A 24,869-nucleotide genomic window follows, 5' to 3' on the forward strand; every position below is an offset into this window, starting at 1 on the left:
TTTTCACTATTTTTTCTAAAATGCAATATCAAACTCGCTTGGCAAATCAGCTCTAAATTCACATCTTTTGCCATCAAGATCTGTAAAAATTATTTTATATGCATGGAGCCTTTGCCCTAATTTGTCTACTTTTTGCCCATAAATTGGATCGCCATAAATCGGAAAGCCAATATGCGCCAGATGAACACGAATTTGGTGCGTTCGGCCGGTTTCCAGTTGACATTTTACAAGACTAAGATTTTGATTTTGATAAATAAAGTTTTTAACTAATTTAACATGCGTAATTGCTGGTTTTGCATTAAAAAAACTGATAGTTTTTTTTAAGGGATTTTTTAAATCCCTAGCAATTGGCAAATTTATTTTCATCATTTTATGTAAAACTTTGCCAACCACAATTGCTTTATAAAACCTTTTAATTTCTCGTTTTGCCAGTTGATTTGCAAAAAAATTATGAGCAGCGACATTTTTTGCAACTAAAATAAGGCCAGTTGTGTCTTTATCAAGACGGTGAATAATCCCAGGCCTGATATGATCATTTCTTAGTAAATCAGCCTCAAAATAAGAAATAATTCCGTTTAAAAGGGTATTATCTCAGTTGCCGATTCCGGGATGTACTACTAAATTTTTTGGCTTATTAATTAAAAGAATATTTTCGTTTTGAAAAACAATTTCAAGCTCCATTTTTATTGGCTTTAGCGAAATTTTTGGCGCTTGATAGTCATTGAAAATTTTTACTTTTTGTCCGGTTTTAACAATTTGGTTTTTTTTTAAAACAAAATTGTTATCAATTAATACTTTTTTTTGTAAAATTAAATTTTCCGCATTTTTCCGGGATAAATTAGTTAGTTTCGTAATTAGAATATCAATGCGGATTGGTTTGTTTTCGTAGATAAAATTAAGAATTTGGTCGCTGTGCATAAACTTTTCACAATTCTTTGTGATAAAAAAGAATTATTTCATCAATTAAAGGATAGACTAAATATTCAATTTCGTTATTATCTTGACTTTGCTGAATTTCTTTGCAAATTTTAAGAACTTTCTTGATTTGTTTTGCTATTTTTTCTAAAACTTCTTCGCTTGATCAAATCTGTGACGGAAATAATTCAAAATCTGAATTTTGGCTTACATCAGAAAAACTAGCAAGGGCAATTGTTCCAAGAGCGCGCAATTTTTCGGCTAGTTCATCGATAAAATTGTTTGTTTCACTAGCTAATTTATCAGTAAATTTATGAATTATTATAAAGTCAATATCTTGTAAATTTCAATGGAAATTTTTAAGATTTGTATAAAATATAGTTAAACTTGCTTGTAGTTGCGCTAGTTTTTTCAACATTTTTGCTATTTGTTATTCCTTTTTTAAGCTATTTTTTATTTTTAGGTTGTGCTTTTGCCGCCATACGACGGAATCTTTCGATTCTACCGGTTGTTCGATTCAAAGAACGATCACCCGTAAATTGTGGATGACAACCAGAACAGATATCAATTGTAAATTTTTCGGCAACGGTTTTTATGGTAAATTGGGAGTTGCAAGTTGAACAAGTCAGAACAAGGTCGTGTTGTTCGGGATGAATATTTTTTTTCATTTTTAGTTTCCTTTAAAATTGATTTAGCTGTGCGAGCAATTTTACCATAATTTTTATAAAGTTTTTAAAATTTTGATGGTAGAATATCTTTTATAATTTTGGTTTTTTATTTTATACTATTGATAGCAAAAACCAAGAAAAATTAAAAATTTTCTGCTAAAATTTTTAATTGATTTTGATGTTCATTTACAAAATCAATTAAGGGTTTTTGGCTTGCTGGGGATACTTTGGTTCCGGCAAGGACAAAAATTTCTGCTTTAACTTTTGCACCAAGAAATTCAAAAATTTGTTTGATTAGCGCGCTGTGATTGCCAAAAGGATACCAACCAATTGGTGCGCCTTGGGCAGTCAAAATTTGTACATTTTGAATATTTTTTAGTAACCCAACATAATTTCCGTTACTTTTATCAAATAAAAAAGTTTTATTTGGCACTGTGATTGCATCAAAAAAGTTTTTTGTTGTTGCCGAATAATTAAAATTTGTCATTGAAGTTGAAAAAACAATTTTATTTGCTTGTTTTAGTTTTTTAATTCAAAAATCTGATTCAGCTTTTTGATAAAAACTAGCATCATTAAAATTTTCCGCTGTTAGGTTAATATTTGCAAGCGGAAACTGGTTTAAATCATAAACCTCAATTTGGTCTTCAGAGTGGATTTTTTGATAAAATTCAATAAAAAGATCGGCTAGATGTGAAGAATATGAGCCTTTTTTTTCATTAACAGATGATTTTAGTACTAAAATGTTCACGGTTTTCCTTTTTTTTTTTTTTTTTTTTAGAAACTTTTTGCTATTTTTTTGATATAACCTATTAGTTTTTCATCAAAATTAGCTCCTTTATATTTATGCGATTCCTCGATAACTAAAGGTGTATTGATTTTTTTAGCGCCAAGGAAATTAAAAGTGCCAGCAATTGTCTCAACTGGGCTTGGATTAACAAAATCTTCTTGTTTTGAATGCGCGCTTAAAATAATTTGCACATTTTCGATATTATCAAGGAGTCCAATAGAACCGCCTTTTTTTGCGTATTTATAAGAAAAAGTTCGATCAGCAAGGCAAATTGCGTCAAAAAAATTTTTAATTTGCGCTGAATAACCTCAGTTAATTATTGGTGAAGAAATTATTACCTTTTTTACAGTTTTTAATTTTTCAATTCAAAAATCAGCATTAACATCCTGTCAAAAATGAGGAAAATTTTCAGAATTTAGTGATATTTTTCCTACTTTTTCATTATTTAGGTCAAATTCACTAATATTGATATGCGGGTTGTCTTTTTTGTATTCAGAAATAAAAAGATTTGCAATTCTATTGCAAGTCGAATCCGGATTTAGATGTGATTTTATATACAAAATTTCTGTCATTTGCTACCTCAACTAATATTTGAAAAAACAATTTTTCGTGTATAATTTTCAAAATAATTATACTTTAAAATTGCCAGAATAAGAGTCGAAAATTTAAAAAAGACTCTTTTTAGTTGTTAGAACAAGAAAATTTTTTCTTTGAATTTTTTTGTTTTACATTATAATTTTACAGTATTTGAGGCGAGTTGGCAGTCATGAAAAAGATTTTTAAACATATATTCGTGATGTTTTTAAAAACAAAAGTTATTTTTATTGGGCTAATAACTTTAGTTTTTTTTAATGCCGCAATTTTTACTGCTTTATTTACCGCAAACCGCGCTTATGTTAATCGTTTAGATGAATATAAACAATTTTCTGGATTGCAAGATGCCACAATTAATACCGAATTTAACTATTTTGGAAACGCACAAAATAATGGTTATGACTCGCTTGAGCCAGAAATTTATCTGCCTTTGGATACAAGCCAAACTAAAAAACAATTAATAATAAATAGTAACTATATCAGTCTTGGTTCAATTTTGGGCAAAAAAAATAAAAATAATGACTATATTCATGTAAGCGAGTTCAGTCGCGAGTTTTATCTTAACGGAAAATTAGCGGAAAATAACACTTTTCAGCTTGAAAAACAAGCTTTTTTTCCTGTTTTTAGAACTAGTAATGGAAACAGTTTTGAAAAAAAAATTCAAAAATATACAATTTTAAAAACAGAACAAATCACTTTAGATAAAAAAGATTATAAACCAAGTGATATCCTTGTTTTTTATTACCAAGGGAAAGACATTATTGTTAGTTTCGTTAATTCTCTTGTAATTAATGGGCTTACAAAAATTGCAACTTTTGATCCAATTTTAGGCTCTAATTGGCAAAAACAAGGAATCGGCTATGAGCTAAAAGGCGATGATTTATTACCGCTTTTGAATATCAAACAAAACGAAAATCACGAATATGATTTTGTCGATAACCCTAATTTACAAGCATTTATTAACTTTAAAAAGGGGCCAGAAAATAATATTGAAGTTGAAATTAAATCTGATAAATTTAATTTAGTTAATGATCTTAGTTGAGAATCTAGTGTATTTCATATTTTTGATCCAGGTCAGACATATAATTTAGAGCCAAAATGAATCCGAAATCTAAAAACAAAAATAGAATATGTAAATCACAAATATAAACTTAAGGAAATTGACGATAAAAGTCAAAATTTTACCGGTTTTATTAAAAAGTATCTACTTTATTTAAAAGAAAATTTTCCTAAAAAATTTCAAGAACTACAAAATATTAATTACTGAGAAAAAAGAATTACAACAACTGATGGTGATAAAGAAAGCGTTGTTTCTGGTGATTTATCAATTTCTGATCTTAGTATTCCGTTTTATAAAAAAGGAGAAAATTCTTCATCTGTTAGCACAATCGCCGAAATCCAAAAACTTAATAATAGCAACAATTTATCATTAGTCACAAACGAGCAATTAAATAATTTATCAAATTCAAATATTAAAAATTCAACCTTTTTGTCCTTATCACAAAATGTACAAGAATATGCAAATTTGTATTTTTACCAAAATTTACAGAATTATACCCAAAAAATTGCTGGCAAAGACGAAAAAGTCGTTGATTCAATCGGGACTCGCCAAACACTAACAATTGATGTTCAACAAAAAGATGAGAATTCCAGCTCAAAACAAGTAATTCACTTTATTAATTCTGGAATTAGTCCAGAAGTTTTCAATAAGGTTAACTTTCAAAATCAAGAATATACCCAAGAACAACAATTAGGCCGTCTTTTCCATGAAATGCATAATTTTAATGCTAATTCGCAAAGCAGATTATATCCTAAACCAGGGAAGATTTCTGACCAGGCAAAACCAAAGATTACTACCATTTTTCAGGCAAAAATAATTGATAATGTTTTTAAAAATTATGCAATTGATCCAAATTATATCGATTTAAAAGTTGATTTTGGTAATGTTGAATTCCAAAATGATAAAAAACTAATTTATGAATATTATAATAACGTAAAAATTGTTCAACTTAAAAAAGTCAAATCTGACCAACCTGATTTAGGATTTAATATTTTACCAAAATCGGATTTTCATGGTATAATTTTGCTTCCTGAGTATCAATTTGGTTATGTTTTTAAAAATTTAGGGGAAATTAATTGGACTTTATTGCCTGAGAATATTATAAAAACTGACAATACCGCAAATCCGGTAACGCGAGAACAACAAGTTCAATTTTTGCTTGCTAACTTTCTTGATAATAACAATTTTGAAATTGATGCCAAAATTGGCTCAAATGGTTGGCAGAAAAAAATTAGTAATTATTCAAATATTTCAACAATTCCCTTAATTTATTATTTTTTTTCTGCAAATGTACAAAATGAAATTGCCACACAAAACACCGCTCGTTCTTTATTTACGCAAATTGGTGATGCAATTAATAATTCTGTTTTAGTTGATAAAAAATTTCTTTTAAAACCTGATGTTGATGCGGTTGTTAGCGCACTTGCTGATGCTGCAGAAGAAATTAGATTAGTAGATATTTTGTCATATCGTACTAAAAATTACAATTTATTGGCAGATTTTATTGTAAAAGCCGGAAGAATTTTACTAAAAAATAACCGCACAACAATAATTAACGATATTTTAGCCAATTTTCTTGACCAAATAATTTTACAAACAAAAAATTTCGGTGTTTCGAGTGCAGAAAAAAGTCTTTTTTTTGTAAAACAAATTTATGCACTAAGTCCGCTTTTAAATGCTGCTGGTATTAATTTTCTTGACGAGCTGCAAAAATTTGCAAGCGTTGAAGCCTTAAGTAGAGCAATCAAAAATCCAATTAATTTGTTAACGGGTTTTAAAAAAATTATTTATTCAATTAATTTTGAACAGCTTTTTAAAAATTTAGACAACTGATTTTCTAATCTAAAAAGCCCAGCTCAACCTAATTTACTAAAAATTTTCACAATTCACGATTTTTTCAAAGAACTTTTAGGAACAATTGATCAACAAATATTAAAATCAGGACTGATTGATATTATTAATGAAATTGATTTTAATGCCATTTTTTCAACAGTTGTTAATGAAAAAACTAAAGGGTTTTTTGGTTTTTTAGTAAAACCAATTGCTGAAAAATTTGCAAAAGATAAGCAAAATGAAATTATTAAAATTCTTGGAAAACTAAATGGCAAAAAAGATGGCGAAAACCCTTATTCAAATATTAATGAAGGTTTAGTTGAACTAGTTATTAATTTTGATATTCCATCTTTTGTAAGAAATTTAAATTATCTTGAAAAAACAAGTTATTCTGCTGGATATGAAAAATTCTTGCAATTAAACGAAAATCAGAAAAAAACTGAGCAAAATAATGTATTTTTCCAAAAAGTTAATTTAGATTTAAATGATTATCTAACCGCGTTAATTGCGGCTTTTTTCCGCAATGATAAATCGCGACAAAGCACAATTAATTCAATAATTAAAATGATAAACGTTTCTTCTAAAGCCGAAGATTCTGGAAGTAGCGAAGTTGGTCTTCGTTATTTTCTCCCGGCAAAGGATGAGCAAAAAATTGATATCTATGATTTACAATTTATTTCCGCAAATTGAGGTTCTGCCCAAATTAGCGGAAATCCAACCGCAGAAATTGGGCGTATTGATATTCTTGCAAATTCAATTTTAACAAAAATTAATGAAAACCCTAACTTAAAAATTGTTAATCTTACTTTAAATGAAAGAGTTTTTTTAAATAAATATCTCAAAATTGCAAATCTTAACAATCTTTTAGATATAAAAGAAAAACTTGAGCAAATCAAGGAAATTTATAGCTTATTTCGCTTTAAAAATTATACAAAATCCGGAAATTTTATTATAAATATAAAACCCCCAAGTCTTGAAAATAATGATATTTTCGCAAATAGTGAAACAATTGCCGATATTTTATATTATATTTCAAATTCTATCAAAATTCCTGTTGATATAAGCGATAATTTACCCGCATCTTCGCCTGCGTTGCGGCTAAAACCTATTTATATTTCTGCATCTGAGAGTCAAATTAATAAATTACATAATTCACTTCTTGAAAATCCTGAATTAATTAGTCAATTAGCAATTCGAACATACCGTTTTTGAATCCGTTTTGTAGCCGAGACAAATCTTTCAAATTTCGATTTACAAAAGGCATTTAAAAAATTATTTTCTGAGGCAATTTCTGGGTCATTAGCAAACGAGTTAAATAATACTGAATTATTTGGGAAAATTAAAAACCTTGAAAATCAAGAAGGACTTTTTGCCGGTTTGCCAGCGCCTTCAAGAGCGATTTTACAACCTTATTTTACCAGCTTAAATCTAGCAGAAGATCCAAATTTTCAAAATCTTTTAAATGATCCAGTTTTTGAGAAAAATTATACCGATAAATCTGGAAAGTCAACAAATTTAAAAACTTGACTTGAAGAAAATCGTGTAGAATTTGTAGAAAACTTAGGCTTTCTTGCTTATTATAGCAAAAATTTTCCTTTTGAAACTCGTTTTGATAAATCGCTTAAATATATAATGGAAAATTTTCTCTTAAATGATAAATTTTCCGATTCTCCTTTTAAAAAGCGCTTTCTTTCTTTGTTAGTAGAAGAATTTGCCAGCATAAATCCATTACTTTCTGGATTAAATCTTGACTCACTTGGTTTAAGCCAATTTTTCGCGGCACAATTACCGCAAATCCCTTTATGATTTACAACAAATCCTGAGGCAAAAATCAAATCTGGCGTCAATAATTTTAATCTTGCTTTTATTCTTCACTCACGACTTCCAAAAATTTCCCAAATTCAAGTAGCTCCTTCAATGCTTGAAAAAGAATTTTTAAAACTTTTGCAAGATTCTAGCAAAAAAAGCAAAGCCATTGTACCTTTTGTTTTCAATACAAATGTTAGCGAAATTTCTCTTGATTATTATAAACTAGCAGCAATTTCAAAACAACTTGCAAAAAAAGCAAAAGAAAATCCGGAATTTTTTGGGATTAATATTTATAAATTTTATGATAAATTTTTTGGCAAAATAATTGTTTCCCGCGTTGCAAATAATTCAATTAATATCGATGATAACCGCGCCTATGTTGTTAAGGTAAATAATTCTTATTTAAAGGCCAATAAAAAACAAGCTTTTTTGGGTAAAATTCCTGATAATGCCAGCGATATTGAAAAATTAATTGAACAACTAGATCAAAAATATATTCTAAATGCTGGCGGACTTAAATATATTATTGTTGGCAATGATTTTAGTGTTGATTATTTATATCCGGTAATTGATGAGAAAAATATTAAACTAGATCCTGCAAACCAAGCACTTGCTTATGTTAATAAATTCGGTTTTGACAAAGCGCGATTTTCTTATCGCTCAAATCCAATCAAAAATTATTTGCTTGTTAGGTTAAAACCGAATGCTGATTTACAAAAATTTAAATCTGATACGGATAATTTAATTGCTAAAAATTTTGCGACTAATTATTATCAGCGTACTTTTTTAACAAATGAAAATGATTATCTCAATCCCGAACGCTCTTTACGAATCGCGGTTGGCACTAATATTATTGCTACTTTTTCCAAAACTAATTTTTATCTTAGTTTATTTTTATCACTTTTAGTTTTTTTTGCTGTTGCTTTTATTATCAAACGCTATATTTCAACAAATAATAAAGTTTTAGGAATTCTCCGTGCCCAAGGATATTCACTTTTTGAAATCGCAACAAGCTTTCTTTCAATTGGTTTTATTATTGCGCTTGTTGGTGGGGGTCTTGGCTATCTTGTTGGGTTTTTTGCAAAAATACCGCTTATTAATCTAATTTCCCAATTTTGAGAATTTGATATTAATATTTACCGTTTTGATCCAATTTCGTTTATTTTTTCTTTAATTATTTCTTTTTTAGCGCTATCGGTTTTAATTTATTTAGTAATATTTTGGAATCTAAGGCAAAAACCTTACCAATTATTATCAGGAATTAGTGAGATTAATACTTCAAAATTCGCCCAAAAAGTCGCAAAAGTGTTCTGAAAAAGCGAAATTGTTAATAAATTCTCAATTTCGCTATTAATAAATTCAATTTGGAAAATAATTTCTCTTGCATTGGCAATTGTTGTTGTACAATTTGTTTTAATTTTTTCATTATCATCTTATAATATTTTTCAAAATACCTTAAATAAAACCTACCAAAACCGACATTATACTTATAAAATCAATCTGTTTACACCTACAAAAGAAGGTGGCCCGCACGTTATTTATAATGCCAAAGATCTTAATAAAAATCTTTATGTTCCTGCTGGCATTACAACAGAGGTAAATTTTAATTCGCCCAATTATTTCCGCCCCGGAAATCCGAGTGTTTTTGGCAATTCAAATAAAAATGGGGAGATTAATTTACTAGCAAAAACCCCGGTTGTTCTAACCCGCTCAAGTTTAAATATAAAGCAAAACGATACAAACGCACCCTCAATTTTTGATATTGTTCTAGCAAATTTACCTGAGTCACTTAAAAATAATATTTTTGCAATTTCAAACAAAGTGGTTCTCCAAATGGAAAAAGCGCAGAATATTCCTGAAAAAATTCGCCAAAAACAACCTTATTTTAAATATCTAGTTGATGATACAAATCCAAACCAAGGCAGGTTTTGGTATTATAGTTTTGATAAGACAAAAAATGATTACCGCGCTTTTGAAGTATCAATTTTTGGCCAATCCCAAAGCCGCGATGCTTATCGCAAGTTTTTAGTTGATTCTTATTTAAATAATCAAGTTAATAAGGATTTTAATGTTGGCTTTGGTGGTATTGCCTTTAGTCAATTACAAAATGAAAAATTCCCTAAAAACCATGTTTATACTTATATTGATACAACATATAAAAGCGAGAATGACTTTGAAAGCGGTCTCAAAATTTACGGTTATAATACAAAGGAAGAAAAAAATCCGATTATTGCAATAAAAGATCAATATGGTAATAATTTATTAACAGAAATTGCAAAATACAAAGTAAATGAGGGAATTTATCCTTTGATAATAAATTATGTATTTGCAAAAAAACATAATTTAGCGCGAAATTCAGTAATTGAGCTACCAATTTTGAATTCAGTTAACCGCTATGAAGCCAAAATTAAAAATATTCCCCAAAAAACGGCGAAATTTAAAGTTATTGGCATTTCTGATACTTATATTAATTCAGAGCTTGTAACATCCCAAGAAATTGCCAATAAACTTTTAGGGCTTGATATTTTTGCAAAAAATTTAGCCCCTTATAATTTAAAACCTTTTAATGGGATTATTCTTGCAAGTCCAGAAGTTGAACAGATTAGTAATTCTTTTAGTTTATACTCGCCTTCAGGGTATTGAGCCGGAAATTCAGAGATTAAAGTAGATACGTTAAATCAAGACGATACAACCGGCTTTTTTGCTAACATTTTCGCTTTTAGCGAAAATGAGCAAAGCAAAACTAAAGGTGCTTTAGAACTTGCTGGGTATTCGAAATCCGATATTTTAAAGGTGATTAATTTCCATAAACATAAAAACGAAAAACAATGACTAGATGTAAATTCCCCGCTTAATTTCAAATCTTTAGTCGATCCTTCTTTTGTAAACCAAAATATTCCTGCAATGAAACAAGCGCTTAAAAATTTTAACCAAATTTATGGGGATACAATCTACCAAATTGTTGTTTTAGGTGTTGAAGAAAAGAATATCGAAACTAACTTTATTTCAAATTTTGCGAATTTATTTGGTGCTGGAGTTAATATTGTTGTGGTGATTTTCTTAATTGTTTCACTGATCATTTTAGTAATAATTGCTTCTTCAATTATTAATGAAAACCAAGAAAATATCGCAATTCTTGATGTTTTAGGTTATGCTAATAAAACAAAAGTGCGCCTATTTTATAGTATTTATTTACCAGTTTTAGTTCTTGGTTCTTTAGTTGCAATTCCGTTTGTAATTTTTGTAATGGGAATTTTTAATTCCTATATTTTATTTACAAATGGTGTGTTTTTATCGCTTGGCCTTTCGGCGGGAGTTTTTTTCGCCGCGGTTGGTATTATTAGTATCGTTTTTGTCGCTGTGCTCGCGATTTTATGATATTTTCTCACGAAACGCAAATCAGTTTATATTATAAAAGAAAGGATTTAGGTTAGAATAATTCTAAACCTTCGGGATTTTTTATTAAATAAAAGGAGGAAATAGTGTATAATTTTTTCTCAAAAGCAAAAAAAGTCAAAGCGCAAAAACAAGCTTTGCAAATAATCAAGCAAACAAATCAAGCTAATTATTCAAGCAAACAATTAAAATTAATTCGCTGAGCCAATGATAATCCGCGAGTTAAAGTCGGCAAAATCGATAATAAAAACTCGCCAGGAGCAATTATCGATTTTAAAAATGTGGCAAAATATTACCTTTTTGGTTCAGTTGTTACCAAGGTATTCACTGGTCTTAATTTCAGTGTTGCAGCTGGCGATTTTGCAATTTTAAGTGGAAAATCCGGATCGGGCAAGTCAACAATTCTTAATTTAATGTCAGGTTTAGATCGGGCAACCGAAGGCGAAATTGTTGTTGATTCAGTTAATTTAGCTTACTTAAAAAACGCTGACCTTACTAAATTTCGCCGCCAAAATGTTTCTTTTATTTTTCAATCGTATAATCTTTTAGGCAATATAAACGGTTATGATAATGTCGAAGTTGGCGCTTATCTACAAAAAGATAAAACTAAATTACTCGATATTGAAAAGCTTTTTGCTGAATTTGAACTTGAAGATATCAAATTCAAGTTCCCCTCACAAATGTCTGGCGGGCAGCAACAGCGAATTTCAATTCTCCGTGCGCTTGTTAAAAACGCCAAAATAATTTTTGCCGATGAACCAACTGGCGCACTTGATGAAAATAACAAAAATATCGTGCTAAAAACTTTAAAATATATTAACCAAAAATACAAAACTACAATCGTTATGGTTTCTCATGACCCAACAATGGAACCACTTGCTGATTTAATTATCAAACTTAAAAATGGGCAACTAACAACCAGAAGGCAAAAATCTCTAACTTTTGCTGAGTTTCTCGCCCTTGAAACCAAAGACGGGCAAAATTCAAACAAAAATGTGGAAAAAAATTAGGAAAATAATGCAATTTTTACTTTTTTTTAAACTTTTTTCAAAAAAATATTAATATATAACAAACGCAGGAAAATCAGTTAGTCAATGAACATAAAAAAAATTTCTGTTGCCGAATCAGTGGGGAAAGGTCATCCTGATAAAATTTGTGACCAAATTAGCGATGCAATTCTTGACAAAATTTTAAAGCAAGACAAAAATGCCCGTGTTGCCATTGAAGTTATGGCCTCAAATCGCCTAATTATTATAGGCGGTGAAGTTTCGACAAGTGGTTATGTTGATTTAGTGAAAACTGCTTGGGAAATTCTTTTTGAAATTGGTTACAATGAAAATGATTTTACAATAATTTCCAATGTCAACCGTCAATCAACCGAAATTGCAAAACTTGTGAATCATAAAAACGGAGCTATCGGTGCTGGCGATCAAGGTGTTGTTTATGGTTTTGCTACAAATGAGTGCGCAAATTTTATGCCTTTAGCACAAAATTTAGCTCATTATTTAGTTAAAAAAGCCGAACAGCTCCGTAAAAGTGGTCAATTTCAATTTGCATTTGCCGATATGAAATCTCAAGTTGTAATCAATTATGATAAAAACAATAAACCTAAAGTAAAAAGTATGTTAATGTCAATCCAACACGATCCAAATTTTAATTACGATAATTTTGTTAAATTTGTAACTAACAAGATTATGATTCCCGCAGCAAAAAAGTATAATCTTAATCTTGATTTTAAAAAAAACGTCAATAAATCAGGCAATTTTACTATTGGAGGTCCAATAGGTGATACTGGTCTTACCGGACGAAAACTAATTATCGACACTTATGGTGATAGCGCAAAACATGGTGGCGGGGCTTTTAGCGGCAAGGATTATACAAAAGTTGACCGTACTGGCGCATACATTGCGCGGTGAATTGCCAAAAATCTTGTCGCCGCTAAAATTGCTGATGAAATCGAAATTCAATTTAGTTATACAATCGGCAATGAATATCCTGAATTAATTAATATAACATCTGTAAAAAATGCAAAACTTCCGAACACAAAAATTATTGAAGTTATTAAAAAAGTCTTTGATTTACGTTTAGTTTGTCTAATTTCTGAGCTTGATTTGCAAAAACCAATTTATCGCAACTTAGCAGTTTATGGTCATTTTGGTCGCGACGAGCTTAATTTGCCTTGAGAGAAATTAAATTATGTTAGAAAAATCCAAGACTTAATTGATAATAGCGAATAGAGCTAACAATTTTTAAAAAAGTTTAGTTAGTATTTTAATATCTAAAAATTTTTTGCGTTTGTATTTAAAAAGTTGTTTAATTTTCGCTAGTTTTTTAAAAATTGAATTTTTATTCTTTAATTTATAAGTATAAAAACTTTCTGTAAAAAGCAAAATTCAAAATCCTTTTTTCAATTATTTTTTGATATAAAATTATTGTAAAAAAAATTAATTTTTTCTTGGTAAAAATAAAAAAAGTACTATAATTTCAAAGATGATTTGTGCCATCATAGCTCAGTCGGCAGAGCACATCCATGGTAAGGATGGGGTCGCAGGTTCGATTCCTGTTGTTGGCACCATAACTTTTTGACCAAAAGATGCTAGAAAAAAGCATCTTTTTTACTTAATTTGATTAATAAAAGGACTAGAATAAAATGAAATCAGCTATTGTTTTATTTGTTGGGGATATTTTTGGGACGCCGGGAATAGCGATGTTTAAAGAACATTTTGAAATTTTAAAGCAAAAATACCAATTTGATTTAGTGATTGTCCAAGCCGAAAATATTACCGGGAGAAAAGGTCTTAATAAAAAAGATTATCTTTATCTAAAAAAAATAGGTGTTGATATTTTTACAATTGGCAATCATGTCTGATCTAATCCAGAAATTAATTTGATAATCGATAATCCTGACATTGTCCGCCCGCTAAATATTGATAAAGAATATAAAGGAAAAGGTTCTACTATAATTGAAAAAAGTGGAAAAAGATTTCGAATAACCTCACTTCTTGGTGTTGCTTTTAATAAATTAGTCAAGCCTTGGAACCATAAATTTGCCAATAATTTTTTTGATGCAATTGATAAAATTCTTTTTGAGAATCAAGCTGATTTTCATATTGTTGATTTTCATGCAGAGACTACAAGCGAGAAAAATACTTTAGCAATTTATCTAAACGGCAAAATTAATGCGCTTTTAGGGACGCATACTCATGTCCAAACTGCAGATTCACGCAAATTATCGCTTGGAACTTTATTTATTACCGATGTTGGGATGACTGGCCCCGCAAATGATGCAATTGGCGTTAAGTTTCTCGATGTTTATAATAGAATTAGGTATAATAAAAGTACAAAATTTCGCACTTCTGAAAATCCTTGTCAATTTAATGCGGTTATTTTAAAATTAAACCAAGATCTTGAAAAGCAAGAAATTATTCCAGTTAATATATACAAGGAAAATACCGAAGCAAATTAATGCTTTTTGGTCAGACATTTTTTCTTTGAAAGCAAAAGAAAAAACTAAATAAATGTTGTAAGGTAATTAATTAAAATTTTTTTAAAAAATTTTAATTAATTACCAATGCGAAAGTGGCAAATTTCACCATCTTGTATTAAATAATCTTTTCCTTCTAGTCGCATTTTTCCTTTTTCTTTTACATTTTTTTCACTACCAGCTTGAATAAAATCTTCAAATGAGATAATCTCAACGCGAATAAATTTTTTGCGGAAATCAGAGTGAATAATTCCGCCGCAATCAAGTGCGCTTGTGTTTTTTTTAAAAGTTCAGGCTCTTACTTCTTTTTTACCAACGGTGAAAAAAGTTGCTAAATTTAAGAGGCGAAAACTATAAAGGGCTAATAAATCAAGTGAGGAAAATTCAAGTTCGAACTCATTTAAAAACATTTCTTTTTCCTCATCGGTAAATTGCGACATTTCTTGTTCTAAAAGAATGCAAATTGGGATTAGACTAGCATTTTCTTTTTCTAAATAGGATGTTAACTTTGAAAAATAAGGATTAGATCTTGGGTTTTTCAGCGATTTTTGGTCTAAATTACCAACGTATAAAATTGGCTTAATACTTAAAAGTTGTCAATTTTTAATTAGCAAAAGTTCATCAGAATTTAGATCTAAATCGCGCACTGGTTTGCCGTTTTGCAAATGGGCTTGCACTTTTTTTGCAAGTTCTGTTTCTATTTTAGCTTTTTTATCGTTTGTGTTATTGACTTTTTTTTGCAAGCGTGTGATTATCGACTCGATTGTACCAAGATCGGCGAAAATTAGTTCAAGGTTAATTGTTTCAACATCGGAAATTGGGTCGATTTTGTTGTTAATATGGATGATTTTTGAATCCTCAAAACAACGGACAACGTGTACTAGACAATCAACATCTCTAACATTTGCAAGAAATTTATTACCTAGCCCTTCACCAGTTGAGGCCCCTTTTATTAAACCGGCAATATCAACAAAAGAATAAGTAGCAAAAACAACCTTTTCGGGATTAACGAGTTTTGCCAGCTGAATAATTCGCGGATCGCGAATTATTACAGTGGCAATATTAGGTTCGATTGTGGCAAAAGGGTAATTTGCAATTTCCACTTTCATTTTTGTAAGCGCGGAAAATAACGAAGATTTTCCGACATTAGGTAGGCCAATTAAACCGGCTTTTAAGTTCATTTTGGAAAATTAAGCACGGGTTTTATCGTAATTTCCGCGGATTCTATCGCCAATAAAAGGTAATAAAGCAAGATAGCGAGCTCTTTTAATTGCAAGCGCTAATTTTCTTTGGTGTTTTGCACAATTTCCAGTGATTCGTGATGGCTGAATTTTGCCAAAGGCATTAATAAAACGTTGGAGAATTTCTGTTTGTTTATAGTCAATATAAAATAATTTCGCATCACAGAATTGGCAAACTTTTTTTTTGAATTTTTTTGCAAATTTTTTATTCATTTTTATCACATCCTTTTAATTAATTATTCTTTATTAGGGTCAAGATCATCAATGTCTCAATAATCGGCAAAGGGGTTTTCTTTATTTTCAGTAGCAATATTATCCGTTATTTCCGTAGGTAAGTCGAAAAGCTGACTTTTCTCATCTTCGGTTTTTATCGAATGTCTAAAATCAAGATGTTCTTGCATTTCCGGGTCATCATAGATTGTCTCGAAAGTAGGCGCTGAAGTTTTTTGACTTAACTTTTGTCTACGCATTTCTAATTGATCTTTAGTTTCTAATGTCTGAAAATTTTCAAGGCTTACCTCATAATTTGTAATATAAGCGTTTGTATTGCTAATAACACGGTTTCCCTGTAGCGAACCTTCGATCGCAAGCAAGCTTCCGACAGTTATTAATTTATCTAATAAGGTTGCATTTTGGCGTCAGGCAACAATTGGGATAAAATCTGTAATCTGGCTGCCATCATGACTGTATTTTCGTCTAGAAACAGCTAAATTAAAACGTAAAAAAGCGAGGTTCGATTTAGTATTTAAAAGCACCGGTTTTGATGATACTCTGCCAATTAAAATAATTTTATTCATAATATTTAAAAATTCTAATTAACTTTGCAGTTTTTTTAATAAAAGATAATTAATTAGCACTTTGCGTTTTTTGGTTTAAATTTTGTTCTTTGTCTTTGGTTATAAATTTGCTGTTTTTTAACTTGTTATAATATGGTTGTTTTTGTCGGTTTTGCTCTAAACGTTGTTTTGGATTATTAATTTTAAAAGCTGGCTTTTCAAGAAAATCGCGTTTTATAGTAAATTTTTTTGCGCGATTTCTAATTTTTGGTTTATGTTTTAGTCCCTTTTCGCTATCAAGATTAACTATTAAATATCGTCAAATTACTTTAGTAATATTAGCACGGCGAACAAATTCGCCAATTAACTTTGATGGCGCGGCAAGATTAACTAAGAAATATTGGGCTGTTTTTGCTTTTCGAATCGGGTAGGCGAGATTCGTAATTTCAAGTTTTTGCAGTTTTTCAGTCGAATTTTGACCAAAAACAGTTTTTAGCAAATTATCTAAAACTGACATTTCTGCTTTTGGATCTAAAATTGTCATTATTTCATATTTTGGCATTTTTTTTAAATCTCCTTTTGGACTTAAGGGTTAGACAAAGACTAACCAAGGATTTGTTAATAATACTGATTAAGTTTTTTAGATATAACTAGTTTATTATAGCAAAAAAAATAAATTTTTTTTATAAATTATATAAATTTTTTCAATATAATTTATTTTAAAATTAAGTAAAAACATCCTCAATTAAAGGATGTTTTTACTTAATTTTAAAATGGAGAAAATTTTTATATGGCGCGCCCGGAAGGAGTCGAACCCTCAACCTCTTGGGCCGTAACCAAACACTCTGTCCAATTGAGCTACGGGCGCATTTTTAACTTTTTGGAGGCACCAACCGGACTCGAACCGGTACTCAAGGTGTTGCAGACCTATGCCTTACCATTTGGCTATGGTGCCAGAAAACAAACAATTACCAAGACGGAATTATACCAAAAAAATATTCAAAAAAAATCAAAAAGTAAAAAATTATTTTTTATTTTCTTGTTGTGCCAAAATGCGTGTTAAAAGTTCGATTAGTTCTTGTTTTTTTAAATCTTGATAACCGGAAATTTCAAGTTTTTTTGCTATTTCATGTAAGTTCGTAAAAGGTAATTTTTCTAATGTTATTTTGATTTTTTCGTTTTTTGTTCTAGGTTTTTTGTTGTTTTGTTCCAAATCTTGACTAGCATCAAAATCAAAATTAGCAGAATTACCATTCTTGCTTAAATTAGCAACATCTTGATTTAAATCAAAAATGTTCATAAATTTCGAAAAAGCTTGCGGATCTTTTTTTAGTTCACTAATTTGTTGTTCGAATGTTATTATTGAATGAGAAAGTTTAAAAATTGATTTAATTTTTAGAACCCTTGTATAAAAATATGGAATTAAAATAAAAATAAGACTAACCAAAATGATTTGAATTGCTAAAATTAACGCAAAATTTTTATCCCCAGTATTTAAATCATTAATTATTGCTATTGTTGAGTTTACAATTGAGAGCACAGATAATGAAAAGGCAACCAAATTTACAAAAAAGGATCTATTTCCAATCATAGAAAAATCTTTTTCTTTATATGAAATGAAAAGCGAAATAATATAAAAAAACAACGTAGCGGCTGTGAATAAAATTGACAAAATAGAAGATACAAGCCCAAAACTTTTAATATCAAAGTTTAAAAATAACCGAACTCCTAATAAAATAGCTAGCAGAGCAAGTAAAATTGGATAAGAAAAAATCCAAATTCTATACTGTTTTTTTTCGTTTTTTCATAATTCGGCTATTGTCGGAATTTTGTTATTTCCTAATGGGTTTCCTCACATCATAATCCTTCAAGACAAGAAAAATTAAAATATACACAGTAATTATAAAACAATTTTGACAAATCAACACAAAAAAAATAAAAAATGAAGATTTTTGTAATAAAAAATTTATATAGTTTGTTAATTAAGGTTCTCCCCATATGAAAAGGACCCGATTTTTCCGAGTTTTTTTCATATGGTGGAGGTGCGGGGAATCGAACCCCGATCCAAATAAAAAGATTTAATAGAGTCTACAGTTTAGATTCACGGAATCATATTATTTTAAAAAACAAAAACTAAGAATAAAAATAAAAACAGTGATTTAATTAATATTTTTTAATCTAGTTAGTGTGATTATTAAAACTAAAATAGATTTTATTAGCACAGCTTTTTTCAAATTGCTTAAAAAAATAATTTAATTTAGCAAAATGAAATTATTAGGTTTTTATAAATTAAACGTATGCAAAATTTAATTGGTTATTTATTAAAAGTGAGTAATTAATATTTGCTTCGTCTGAAGATTTAGTTGTATTTTTTGCGTTTCAATTTTTTTAGTATTATGGTCTACCAAACCACTGCATCTAAGAAATTTTTTTAATTGTCAAATCCAGCACACCCCCGTTTACTGTATTTAAAATTATAAATTTAGTTTACTTATTTATGCTTTCCTTTTTTCAAAAAAAAAAAAAAAAAAACCGAATAAGCACAATTTATTATAACATAAAATTTAAAAAGTTTTTTAAAAAAAGAATAACTATTAATTATAGAAAATAGTAGAATTTAAAACATTTTTTTTTTTTTTTTTTTGCATAAATTTATTTGCTGTATGCGCCTGAAATTGTTAAACTAAATAAAAAACTCAATTAACAAATCATAATTTTTAATTTTAATGTAAAAAAATTAGTTATTTTTTTTCTAAATCAGTTCAAATTGGTTCAGCAAAACCGTAGTTTTTAATTAGGTTAATAATTTTTTTAGCATTGGGTTTTAAATAAAAATCATTATCAAAACCGAGAAAAGTTAATTTGCCAGTAGTTACCCTAGCGCTTAAAATGTTTGTAAGCTCTGTAAGAAATCAGTTTGTAAAGTTATTTACAAGGTCAAATTCAATAATTAAAACTTGGACATTTTTTAGTTTTTGGGATAAATTTAGCTTATTTGCATAGACAAAATGAGCAATTTCTGATAAATTAAAAAATCCAACATTATTTGCTTTTCGGGCAAAAATAACGCTAAAAGCTTTAAAAAGTTCGCAGCGTAAAACACTATCGTCACCTTTTCAGTAAATTAATTTATGTTGGTCTATTAATTGTTTAAAAGTTTTTTTATACTGTTTTAAGGGTAAAACTTTTGCAAATTTTGCATAATTTTCTTTATAGCATTTAACAAAATTTTCCACATTCGCAAAACTTATTTCAGGTAATAAAAAATAATCAATTCATTTTTTTTCAACCATTTTTTCATTATAGATAAAAGTGGTTTTGCTCACAAGTTCGCCAGTGAAAGCATTGCGGATGATTTCGTATCTATAATTTGATTTTGTTAAATATTGAAGCGCAGCCCAAAAAAGGTCAACATTTTCGCGATATTCTTCTCTGGAAATTTTAAGATTTTTAATCCACTTTGCAAAATAGTGATTTTTCAGCGCTGAATCATAGCTAAAATCAAGTTGTTTTTCAGTTTCCATAGTTTTTTACCTGTTTTTTTATTCAAAAATTTTGATTTACTATTTTAATTTTAGAACTATTTTTTTAAAATACTAATTTCTAGCATTATAAAAAAATAAGCTTTTCAATTAAATTCAAAATTAAGTCAGTTTTTTAATTTATAATTTAAAATAAGAAAAAACCCGTAATTTTGCATTATTTTTTTCTAAATTCAACCATCTCCGGAATTTAATTCATTAACAATTCAGTCAATTTCATCTGAATTATTTTTAGAATCTGAACTCAAATCCTTGTTGTTTGTTTGCATTGGTACTGTTTCTTTTTTGCTAGCAAAATCAGTTTGAATTTTTGTGTTTGGTAATTTTTTTTTATTTTTTTGCTTTAATTTAAAAATTTCTTCTAATTCAATATCAACATCTTCCCCTTTTATAATTTTATTTTCTCATAAATCGTCAAGAATTTTTTTCATATAGTTAAAAACTATTTGACTGTTAACCTTATAAGAATACTCAATTACACTGTTAATGGCATAATTTGAAAAATTTTTCTCTTTTTGGTAGGATTCTAAAGAATTTCGCACGCGTGGTCTTATTAATTTTTTTGTAAGATATAAGTGATAATTTTCAAAATTAAGCTCTTCCTTTGCTTTTTTGTTGTCAAAATTTTTATCAATGGCAAGTAAATTAGTGGTTTTTTGATTATTAACATCAAAAACTTCATAAAATTTTTTTGAAAGATTGTAAAAATTTAACGTATCAATTTGTGGGTTGTTGTTTTTTTTAATATTACTGTTGAATCTGAGAATCAAAGATGAATATGTTTTTGCTGTTATTTTTTGAGAAACTAACTGTTTTATATAGGGGTTTTTATCAATTTGACTTGGATTTAACGGAATTTTTAAATTTATAAAATATTTTTTTTGCTTAGGGTCATAAAATGTTTCAATTAAATTTAATGATTCCAAAATTCAGCGACTTTTGTCAAAATCTTCAAGGCTAATGCCAAAAATTCTTTCTAAAAATTCATGATTTACAGCTTCTTCAATATTTTTAATGCTCAAAAAATATTGGAAAAGAGCAAAGCAGTTAAACTTAATAATAGGCAAATAAAAGTACAGCAAATTATTTAAATCATGTTGGGTAAAGCTGAATTTAGAAATCACAAAATAAAGTTTCATCGTATTTGAAAATTTTATTATTCTTTGAAAATTTTGTGAAAAAATTTTGGGAAAAATCGACGCTTTTTTCATTTTTGGCTTGAGATTTTGACATCATAAAATTTAATTTTATTTGAATTTAGGGCTTGATTTTTCATTCAAACACTCTTTTTGACTTTTTTATTTTTAATGTTTAAAAGTTGTTGTTCTTTAGAAGTGTTAATTCAAACTATTTTGCTGAAAAATTTTAAAAAATTGGCGTTTTTTGTTCACAGATTAGGTATTTCTACAAAATGATAATGATTTTTAGTTAAATGATTTTCTAAAAAACCGTATACTGCTTTTTCTATAAGAGCTCGATTTTTTTCATTTTTTACCATAAAATCGCGAATTTTTTCTTTATCTACAACATTTTTGCAAATAAAATCAGGGCGAATTTTCTTAATTGCTTGAAAACAATCCCCATTTAATAAATAACAATTTTTAAAAAAATTGTCTGTGTATAAAACAGAATAACCAAATTTTTCAATTTTTTTTAAAAAAGTTGTTTTTCCACTAGCATAACTTCCGACAATGGCTACTGATTTTAAGCTCAAAATTAAATTATTAACAGCTTTTGCAACGCCAAATTTTCGCTTATAACCAATAAAATGAGCGTTTTTTTTAACTTTTTTCGATGCGGATTTCATGATAATTAAGCTGTTTACAACATTTTTAGTAGAAATATCATTTTCAGAATCGCCTATATGAAAGGTGTGTGTTAAAGAAATATTGTTAAATTTAGCTATAAATTCTGCTGCTTTTCCTTTTGAGGCATGAATGTCTGTGATTTCAATGCCGTAATTTTTATTAATTAGTGAAATTTGTATATGTTCTGCAAACATCTTTTCCAAAAGATATTTTAATTTCTTAATTTTGTAACTACAACTGGCAAAAATTAAAATTTTCCTAACATTTTTAGGAATAAAAATCTTGGTTGTTGATACAAAATGAAAATTTTTAAAAAAAATTCTAAAAAATTTTATAAAAATACTTTTTGTAAAAAAAACTTGCGAGTTAAAAGAGATTCCAAAATTAAGCTTTTTTGCGAGCTCAGTAATTTTTTTAACAATTTCTAGTTTTATTGTTGTTTGAAAAATTAGGTTAAAATTTTCATCAAAAATTTGCGCGCCGTTTTGACAAATATAAAATTTTGCTAAAATTTTTTTTCCAAAAACTGCAATTGTTGAATTAAATTTCCTACCTGTTGAAATTACTATAATACAATTTTTAGCTAATTTCCTAACTGCTTGCTGATTTTTTTTGGAAATTTTCGCATTTCGACCACGGCCAGTATCCAAAAGTGTGCCATCAAGATCAAAAAAACCAATTTTATAGACCATATTTAGCTCAAATTTTTGTATTTTTAACTATAATTATATTAAAAAAGTGGTAAAATTACTATTTAATTTTTGTATTAAAAAAATACACAAAAAACCTTGCGTTATAATATAATATAATTTTACGTTTGCAACCATATTAAGGATTTTATTTTTTATGAAAAAGCAAAATATATTTCAAAAAATCGCCAATTTAAATTCGGATATAAACCAAGAAAAACCAAAAAAAAATCCGATAAAAATGAGAAAAATTTGAATTTCAATAATTGCAATAGCTAGTTTTTTAACCGTAGTTGGCTTAGGTGTTGGAATTCCGTTATATTATTCAAATTTTGGAAAAAATTTTTTAAATAAAAGGGATCCAAACGTAGAAATGGCTCTTATAAAATCTCGAAAAAATAGTAAAAGCCTTAAAGTAAATGATTTATTAAGTATTTTCAAGTCCAGTCATTCAATTCAGCGCGAAAATTTAGAAGAAGGCCAAAAATATTTAATCGAATTTCTTTATAACCAAGAATATCAGGCGTCTAAGGTTTTTCAAGCTGCCTGAGAAAGTTCTAATTCCGATATAACCGCTGGCAATTCGCGACAATTTACATTAGAATCATTCGATGAAATCCGAGAGTCACAAAAAAAATATTTGCAAGATGAAAAAAGCCGTTATCAAAAAACTTTTGGTTTTAACAATTGAGAATCAGAGTTTAATAAATATTTAAATTCTGATTCTCGTTTTAATAATGCGATTAATTTTGATCAAGCAGTTGATGCGCTGACAATAGATAAAGCAAAAGATATCGCATTTGCCAGATTTAAGCTTGGATTTAACCAAAACTTTACCAAAAGCGATATCGAAGATCGGGTTTTAAAAGACGATATAAAAGACGAAAAAGGCAAAATAGTCTATAAAAAAGGGGATAAATTATTTAAAGGCCTAATTGAAATTGGTAAAAATGGTTTTAGCCCAAATATTAGCGCAAGTCAAGGACAAAATCCAAAAGAGTATAAAGTTGCTGCTTTTTTAAGTGGTTCATATATTAAAGAATACATGAATCCTGAAAAAATTATAAACGAAATATATTTTGATAACAAAGCGCCCTTGAAAGGTAATTTTAATTTTTTTGAAATATCCCAAATTAGCATAAATGCAAAACCAGATAATAAAGACGCAAAAGCTCCTTGAGAACTTACAAAACAGACATTAGAAGAACTCTTAACTTACAAAATTCTTAAAACAAGCGAAAATTCGAATCTAGCCTTTAAAGTAAGCAACAATCTTGAACTAATAGAGGAATTTAAAGGCGGAAATTCTACTGCTGCAGAGCAAAACAACCAAGATAAAATTCTTCTTTCAACAATTAATTATGAAAAAAACAAAGAAAATGCGGCGGTTTTTGGTAAATTGCCAATAGTTTCACTAAATCAGCTTCTTAGCAATAATGAGCCTGGTTATATTTTTGCTTTTTTAGGAAATATTGGAAACGAAGAGCCAACTCCAAAACTTTTTAGCAAAGTTTTGTTTGAAAAATTAAAACTTTTAGTTTTTAAAAACACTCCAAGTTTGTTAGTTAACCCAAGCGAGCTAAATTCAAAAACAATCAGCGAAATTAAATCACTAAACGAACGGTTAAAATCGTTTATTCAAGGGCTTTCTGATAATCAATTAAAAGAAGCAGGCAAGGCGTTTTTGGCAACTTTTGGCGCTAGCGAAGCTGATTCTAGAACTAAATTAGTCTATAAAATACGTGATGATTTAAAGTTGGTACTTGATTCAACCGGGATAAAAGTTCTAGCAATTAAGCGAATTTCAAATCTTAATGATTTCAATGAAATAATTAAAAAACAATTACAATTAAGCGCTAATAATCAAGTTGATACAAAACAGAATACAACAATAAATCTTGGTCAACTTTTCGAAGATATTTCCAATAATGATTTTATTCAGTCCCTATTAATTAGAAATTACGATTACCAAAATCAGATTTTAGAATCAAAAAAAACGCAATCTCAGCAAGAAAAAAACGAATTTTTAGCCTCAATTGTACAATCATCTGAAAATTATCTGAATTTTTACATTCTTTATCAAGTATTAAAAATTAATACCAAATTACAAGGTTATATTTCAAATGCAACTTTAAATGATCTAAATGCAGATTTTTGGTATAATAATGAAAATGAGCGTTGAGAGCTAAAATCAGTTCCAGGAAAAGAACTCCGACAAGCAATTATTGAAAAACTTGAAAGTTTGTTTAAATTTAATCGTTAAATGA

Annotated in this window: 18 protein-coding genes and 3 tRNA genes; 6 read left to right on the forward strand and 15 right to left on the reverse strand. The window is 28.4% G+C overall.

Annotated features, from left to right (window positions below):
* Positions 1-15: 15 nt before the first annotated feature.
* The 5 genes from MYF_RS01155 to MYF_RS01175 form a co-directional block, all read right to left on the reverse strand.
* A complete protein-coding gene (locus MYF_RS01155) occupies positions 16-918 on the reverse strand; it encodes an RluA family pseudouridine synthase (protein ID WP_002557665.1) in 903 nt (300 codons plus the stop codon).
* Positions 896-1,333: a Dps family protein gene (locus MYF_RS01160; RefSeq protein WP_039387550.1), complete on the reverse strand. Its 438-nt coding sequence runs from the start codon at positions 1,331-1,333 to the stop codon at positions 896-898. Before MYF_RS01160 ends, MYF_RS01155 begins: the two co-directional genes overlap by 23 nt.
* Positions 1,334-1,361: 28 nt before the next feature.
* The gene (gene rpmE, locus MYF_RS01165) at positions 1,362-1,583 is read right to left on the reverse strand and encodes a 50S ribosomal protein L31 (protein WP_002557667.1); all 222 of its coding nucleotides are present in this window, start codon (positions 1,581-1,583) and stop codon (positions 1,362-1,364) included.
* A 142-nt stretch (positions 1,584-1,725) separates the two neighbouring features.
* A complete protein-coding gene (locus MYF_RS01170; RefSeq protein ID WP_002557668.1) occupies positions 1,726-2,331 on the reverse strand; it encodes an FMN-dependent NADH-azoreductase in 606 nt (201 codons plus the stop codon).
* A 26-nt stretch (positions 2,332-2,357) separates the two neighbouring features.
* Entirely contained in the window at positions 2,358-2,942 is a 585-nt protein-coding gene (locus MYF_RS01175) for an FMN-dependent NADH-azoreductase (protein WP_002557669.1), read from the reverse strand.
* A gap of 194 nt (positions 2,943-3,136) precedes the next feature.
* On the opposite strand from MYF_RS01175, the gene MYF_RS01180 reads away from it, so the two are divergent.
* The 5 genes from MYF_RS01180 (at position 3,137) to MYF_RS01200 (ending at position 14,528) form a co-directional block, all read left to right on the forward strand.
* Positions 3,137-11,095: an ABC transporter permease gene (locus MYF_RS01180; protein ID WP_002557670.1), complete on the forward strand. Its 7,959-nt coding sequence runs from the start codon at positions 3,137-3,139 to the stop codon at positions 11,093-11,095.
* A 53-nt stretch (positions 11,096-11,148) separates the two neighbouring features.
* On the forward strand, positions 11,149-12,072 hold the full coding sequence (locus tag MYF_RS01185; RefSeq protein ID WP_002557671.1) for an ABC transporter ATP-binding protein: 924 nt from the start codon (positions 11,149-11,151) through the stop codon (positions 12,070-12,072).
* A gap of 84 nt (positions 12,073-12,156) precedes the next feature.
* On the forward strand, positions 12,157-13,299 hold the full coding sequence (gene metK / locus MYF_RS01190) for a methionine adenosyltransferase (protein WP_002557672.1): 1,143 nt from the start codon (positions 12,157-12,159) through the stop codon (positions 13,297-13,299).
* Positions 13,300-13,561: 262 nt separating this feature from the next.
* Positions 13,562-13,637, forward strand: a tRNA-Thr gene (locus MYF_RS01195).
* A 75-nt stretch (positions 13,638-13,712) separates the two neighbouring features.
* Complete coding sequence (locus MYF_RS01200) at positions 13,713-14,528, forward strand: TIGR00282 family metallophosphoesterase (protein WP_002557673.1); 816 nt, start codon at positions 13,713-13,715, stop codon at positions 14,526-14,528.
* A gap of 95 nt (positions 14,529-14,623) precedes the next feature.
* Here the strand turns inward: MYF_RS01200 and ychF are convergent, their stop codons facing one another.
* The 10 genes from ychF to MYF_RS01250 all read right to left on the reverse strand — a co-directional run bounded on the left by ychF (position 14,624) and on the right by MYF_RS01250 (position 22,605).
* On the reverse strand, positions 14,624-15,727 hold the full coding sequence (gene ychF, locus MYF_RS01205; RefSeq protein ID WP_002557674.1) for a redox-regulated ATPase YchF: 1,104 nt from the start codon (positions 15,725-15,727) through the stop codon (positions 14,624-14,626).
* 9 nt (positions 15,728-15,736) lie between these two features.
* Positions 15,737-16,000 carry a 30S ribosomal protein S18 gene (gene rpsR, locus MYF_RS01210; protein ID WP_039387554.1) on the reverse strand — a complete coding sequence of 88 codons (264 nt, stop codon included), beginning with the start codon at positions 15,998-16,000 and terminating at the stop codon, positions 15,737-15,739.
* Between the two features lie 23 nt (positions 16,001-16,023).
* The gene (locus tag MYF_RS01215) at positions 16,024-16,584 is read right to left on the reverse strand and encodes a single-stranded DNA-binding protein (protein ID WP_002557676.1); all 561 of its coding nucleotides are present in this window, start codon (positions 16,582-16,584) and stop codon (positions 16,024-16,026) included.
* 49 nt (positions 16,585-16,633) lie between these two features.
* Positions 16,634-17,125 (reverse strand): 30S ribosomal protein S6, encoded by a 492-nt coding sequence (gene rpsF / locus MYF_RS01220; protein WP_002557677.1) that lies wholly within the window; start codon positions 17,123-17,125, stop codon positions 16,634-16,636.
* 229 nt (positions 17,126-17,354) lie between these two features.
* Positions 17,355-17,431 (reverse strand) — tRNA-Arg (locus MYF_RS01225).
* 13 nt (positions 17,432-17,444) lie between these two features.
* Positions 17,445-17,518 (reverse strand) — tRNA-Cys (locus MYF_RS01230).
* Between the two features lie 69 nt (positions 17,519-17,587).
* A complete protein-coding gene (locus MYF_RS01235; protein WP_231237866.1) occupies positions 17,588-18,421 on the reverse strand; it encodes a Rho termination factor N-terminal domain-containing protein in 834 nt (277 codons plus the stop codon).
* Positions 18,422-19,304: 883 nt separating this feature from the next.
* Complete coding sequence (locus MYF_RS01240; RefSeq protein WP_002557679.1) at positions 19,305-20,087, reverse strand: hypothetical protein; 783 nt, start codon at positions 20,085-20,087, stop codon at positions 19,305-19,307.
* Positions 20,088-20,272: 185 nt separating this feature from the next.
* Positions 20,273-21,244, reverse strand: a complete 972-nt coding sequence (locus tag MYF_RS01245; RefSeq protein WP_002557680.1) for a DnaD domain protein — start codon at positions 21,242-21,244, stop codon at positions 20,273-20,275.
* Positions 21,245-21,261: 17 nt separating this feature from the next.
* Positions 21,262-22,605 carry an HAD-IIB family hydrolase gene (locus tag MYF_RS01250; protein WP_002557681.1) on the reverse strand — a complete coding sequence of 448 codons (1,344 nt, stop codon included), beginning with the start codon at positions 22,603-22,605 and terminating at the stop codon, positions 21,262-21,264.
* A gap of 154 nt (positions 22,606-22,759) precedes the next feature.
* Here MYF_RS01250 and MYF_RS01255 point away from each other — a divergent pair, with 154 nt between their 5' ends.
* The gene (locus MYF_RS01255; RefSeq protein WP_002557682.1) at positions 22,760-24,865 is read left to right on the forward strand and encodes a HinT-interacting membrane complex protein P80; all 2,106 of its coding nucleotides are present in this window, start codon (positions 22,760-22,762) and stop codon (positions 24,863-24,865) included.
* Positions 24,866-24,869: the final 4 nt, after the last annotated feature.

The organism is Mesomycoplasma flocculare ATCC 27399, assembly GCF_000815065.1.
Classification (GTDB): domain Bacteria; phylum Bacillota_I; class Bacilli_A; order Mycoplasmatales; family Metamycoplasmataceae; genus Mesomycoplasma; species Mesomycoplasma flocculare.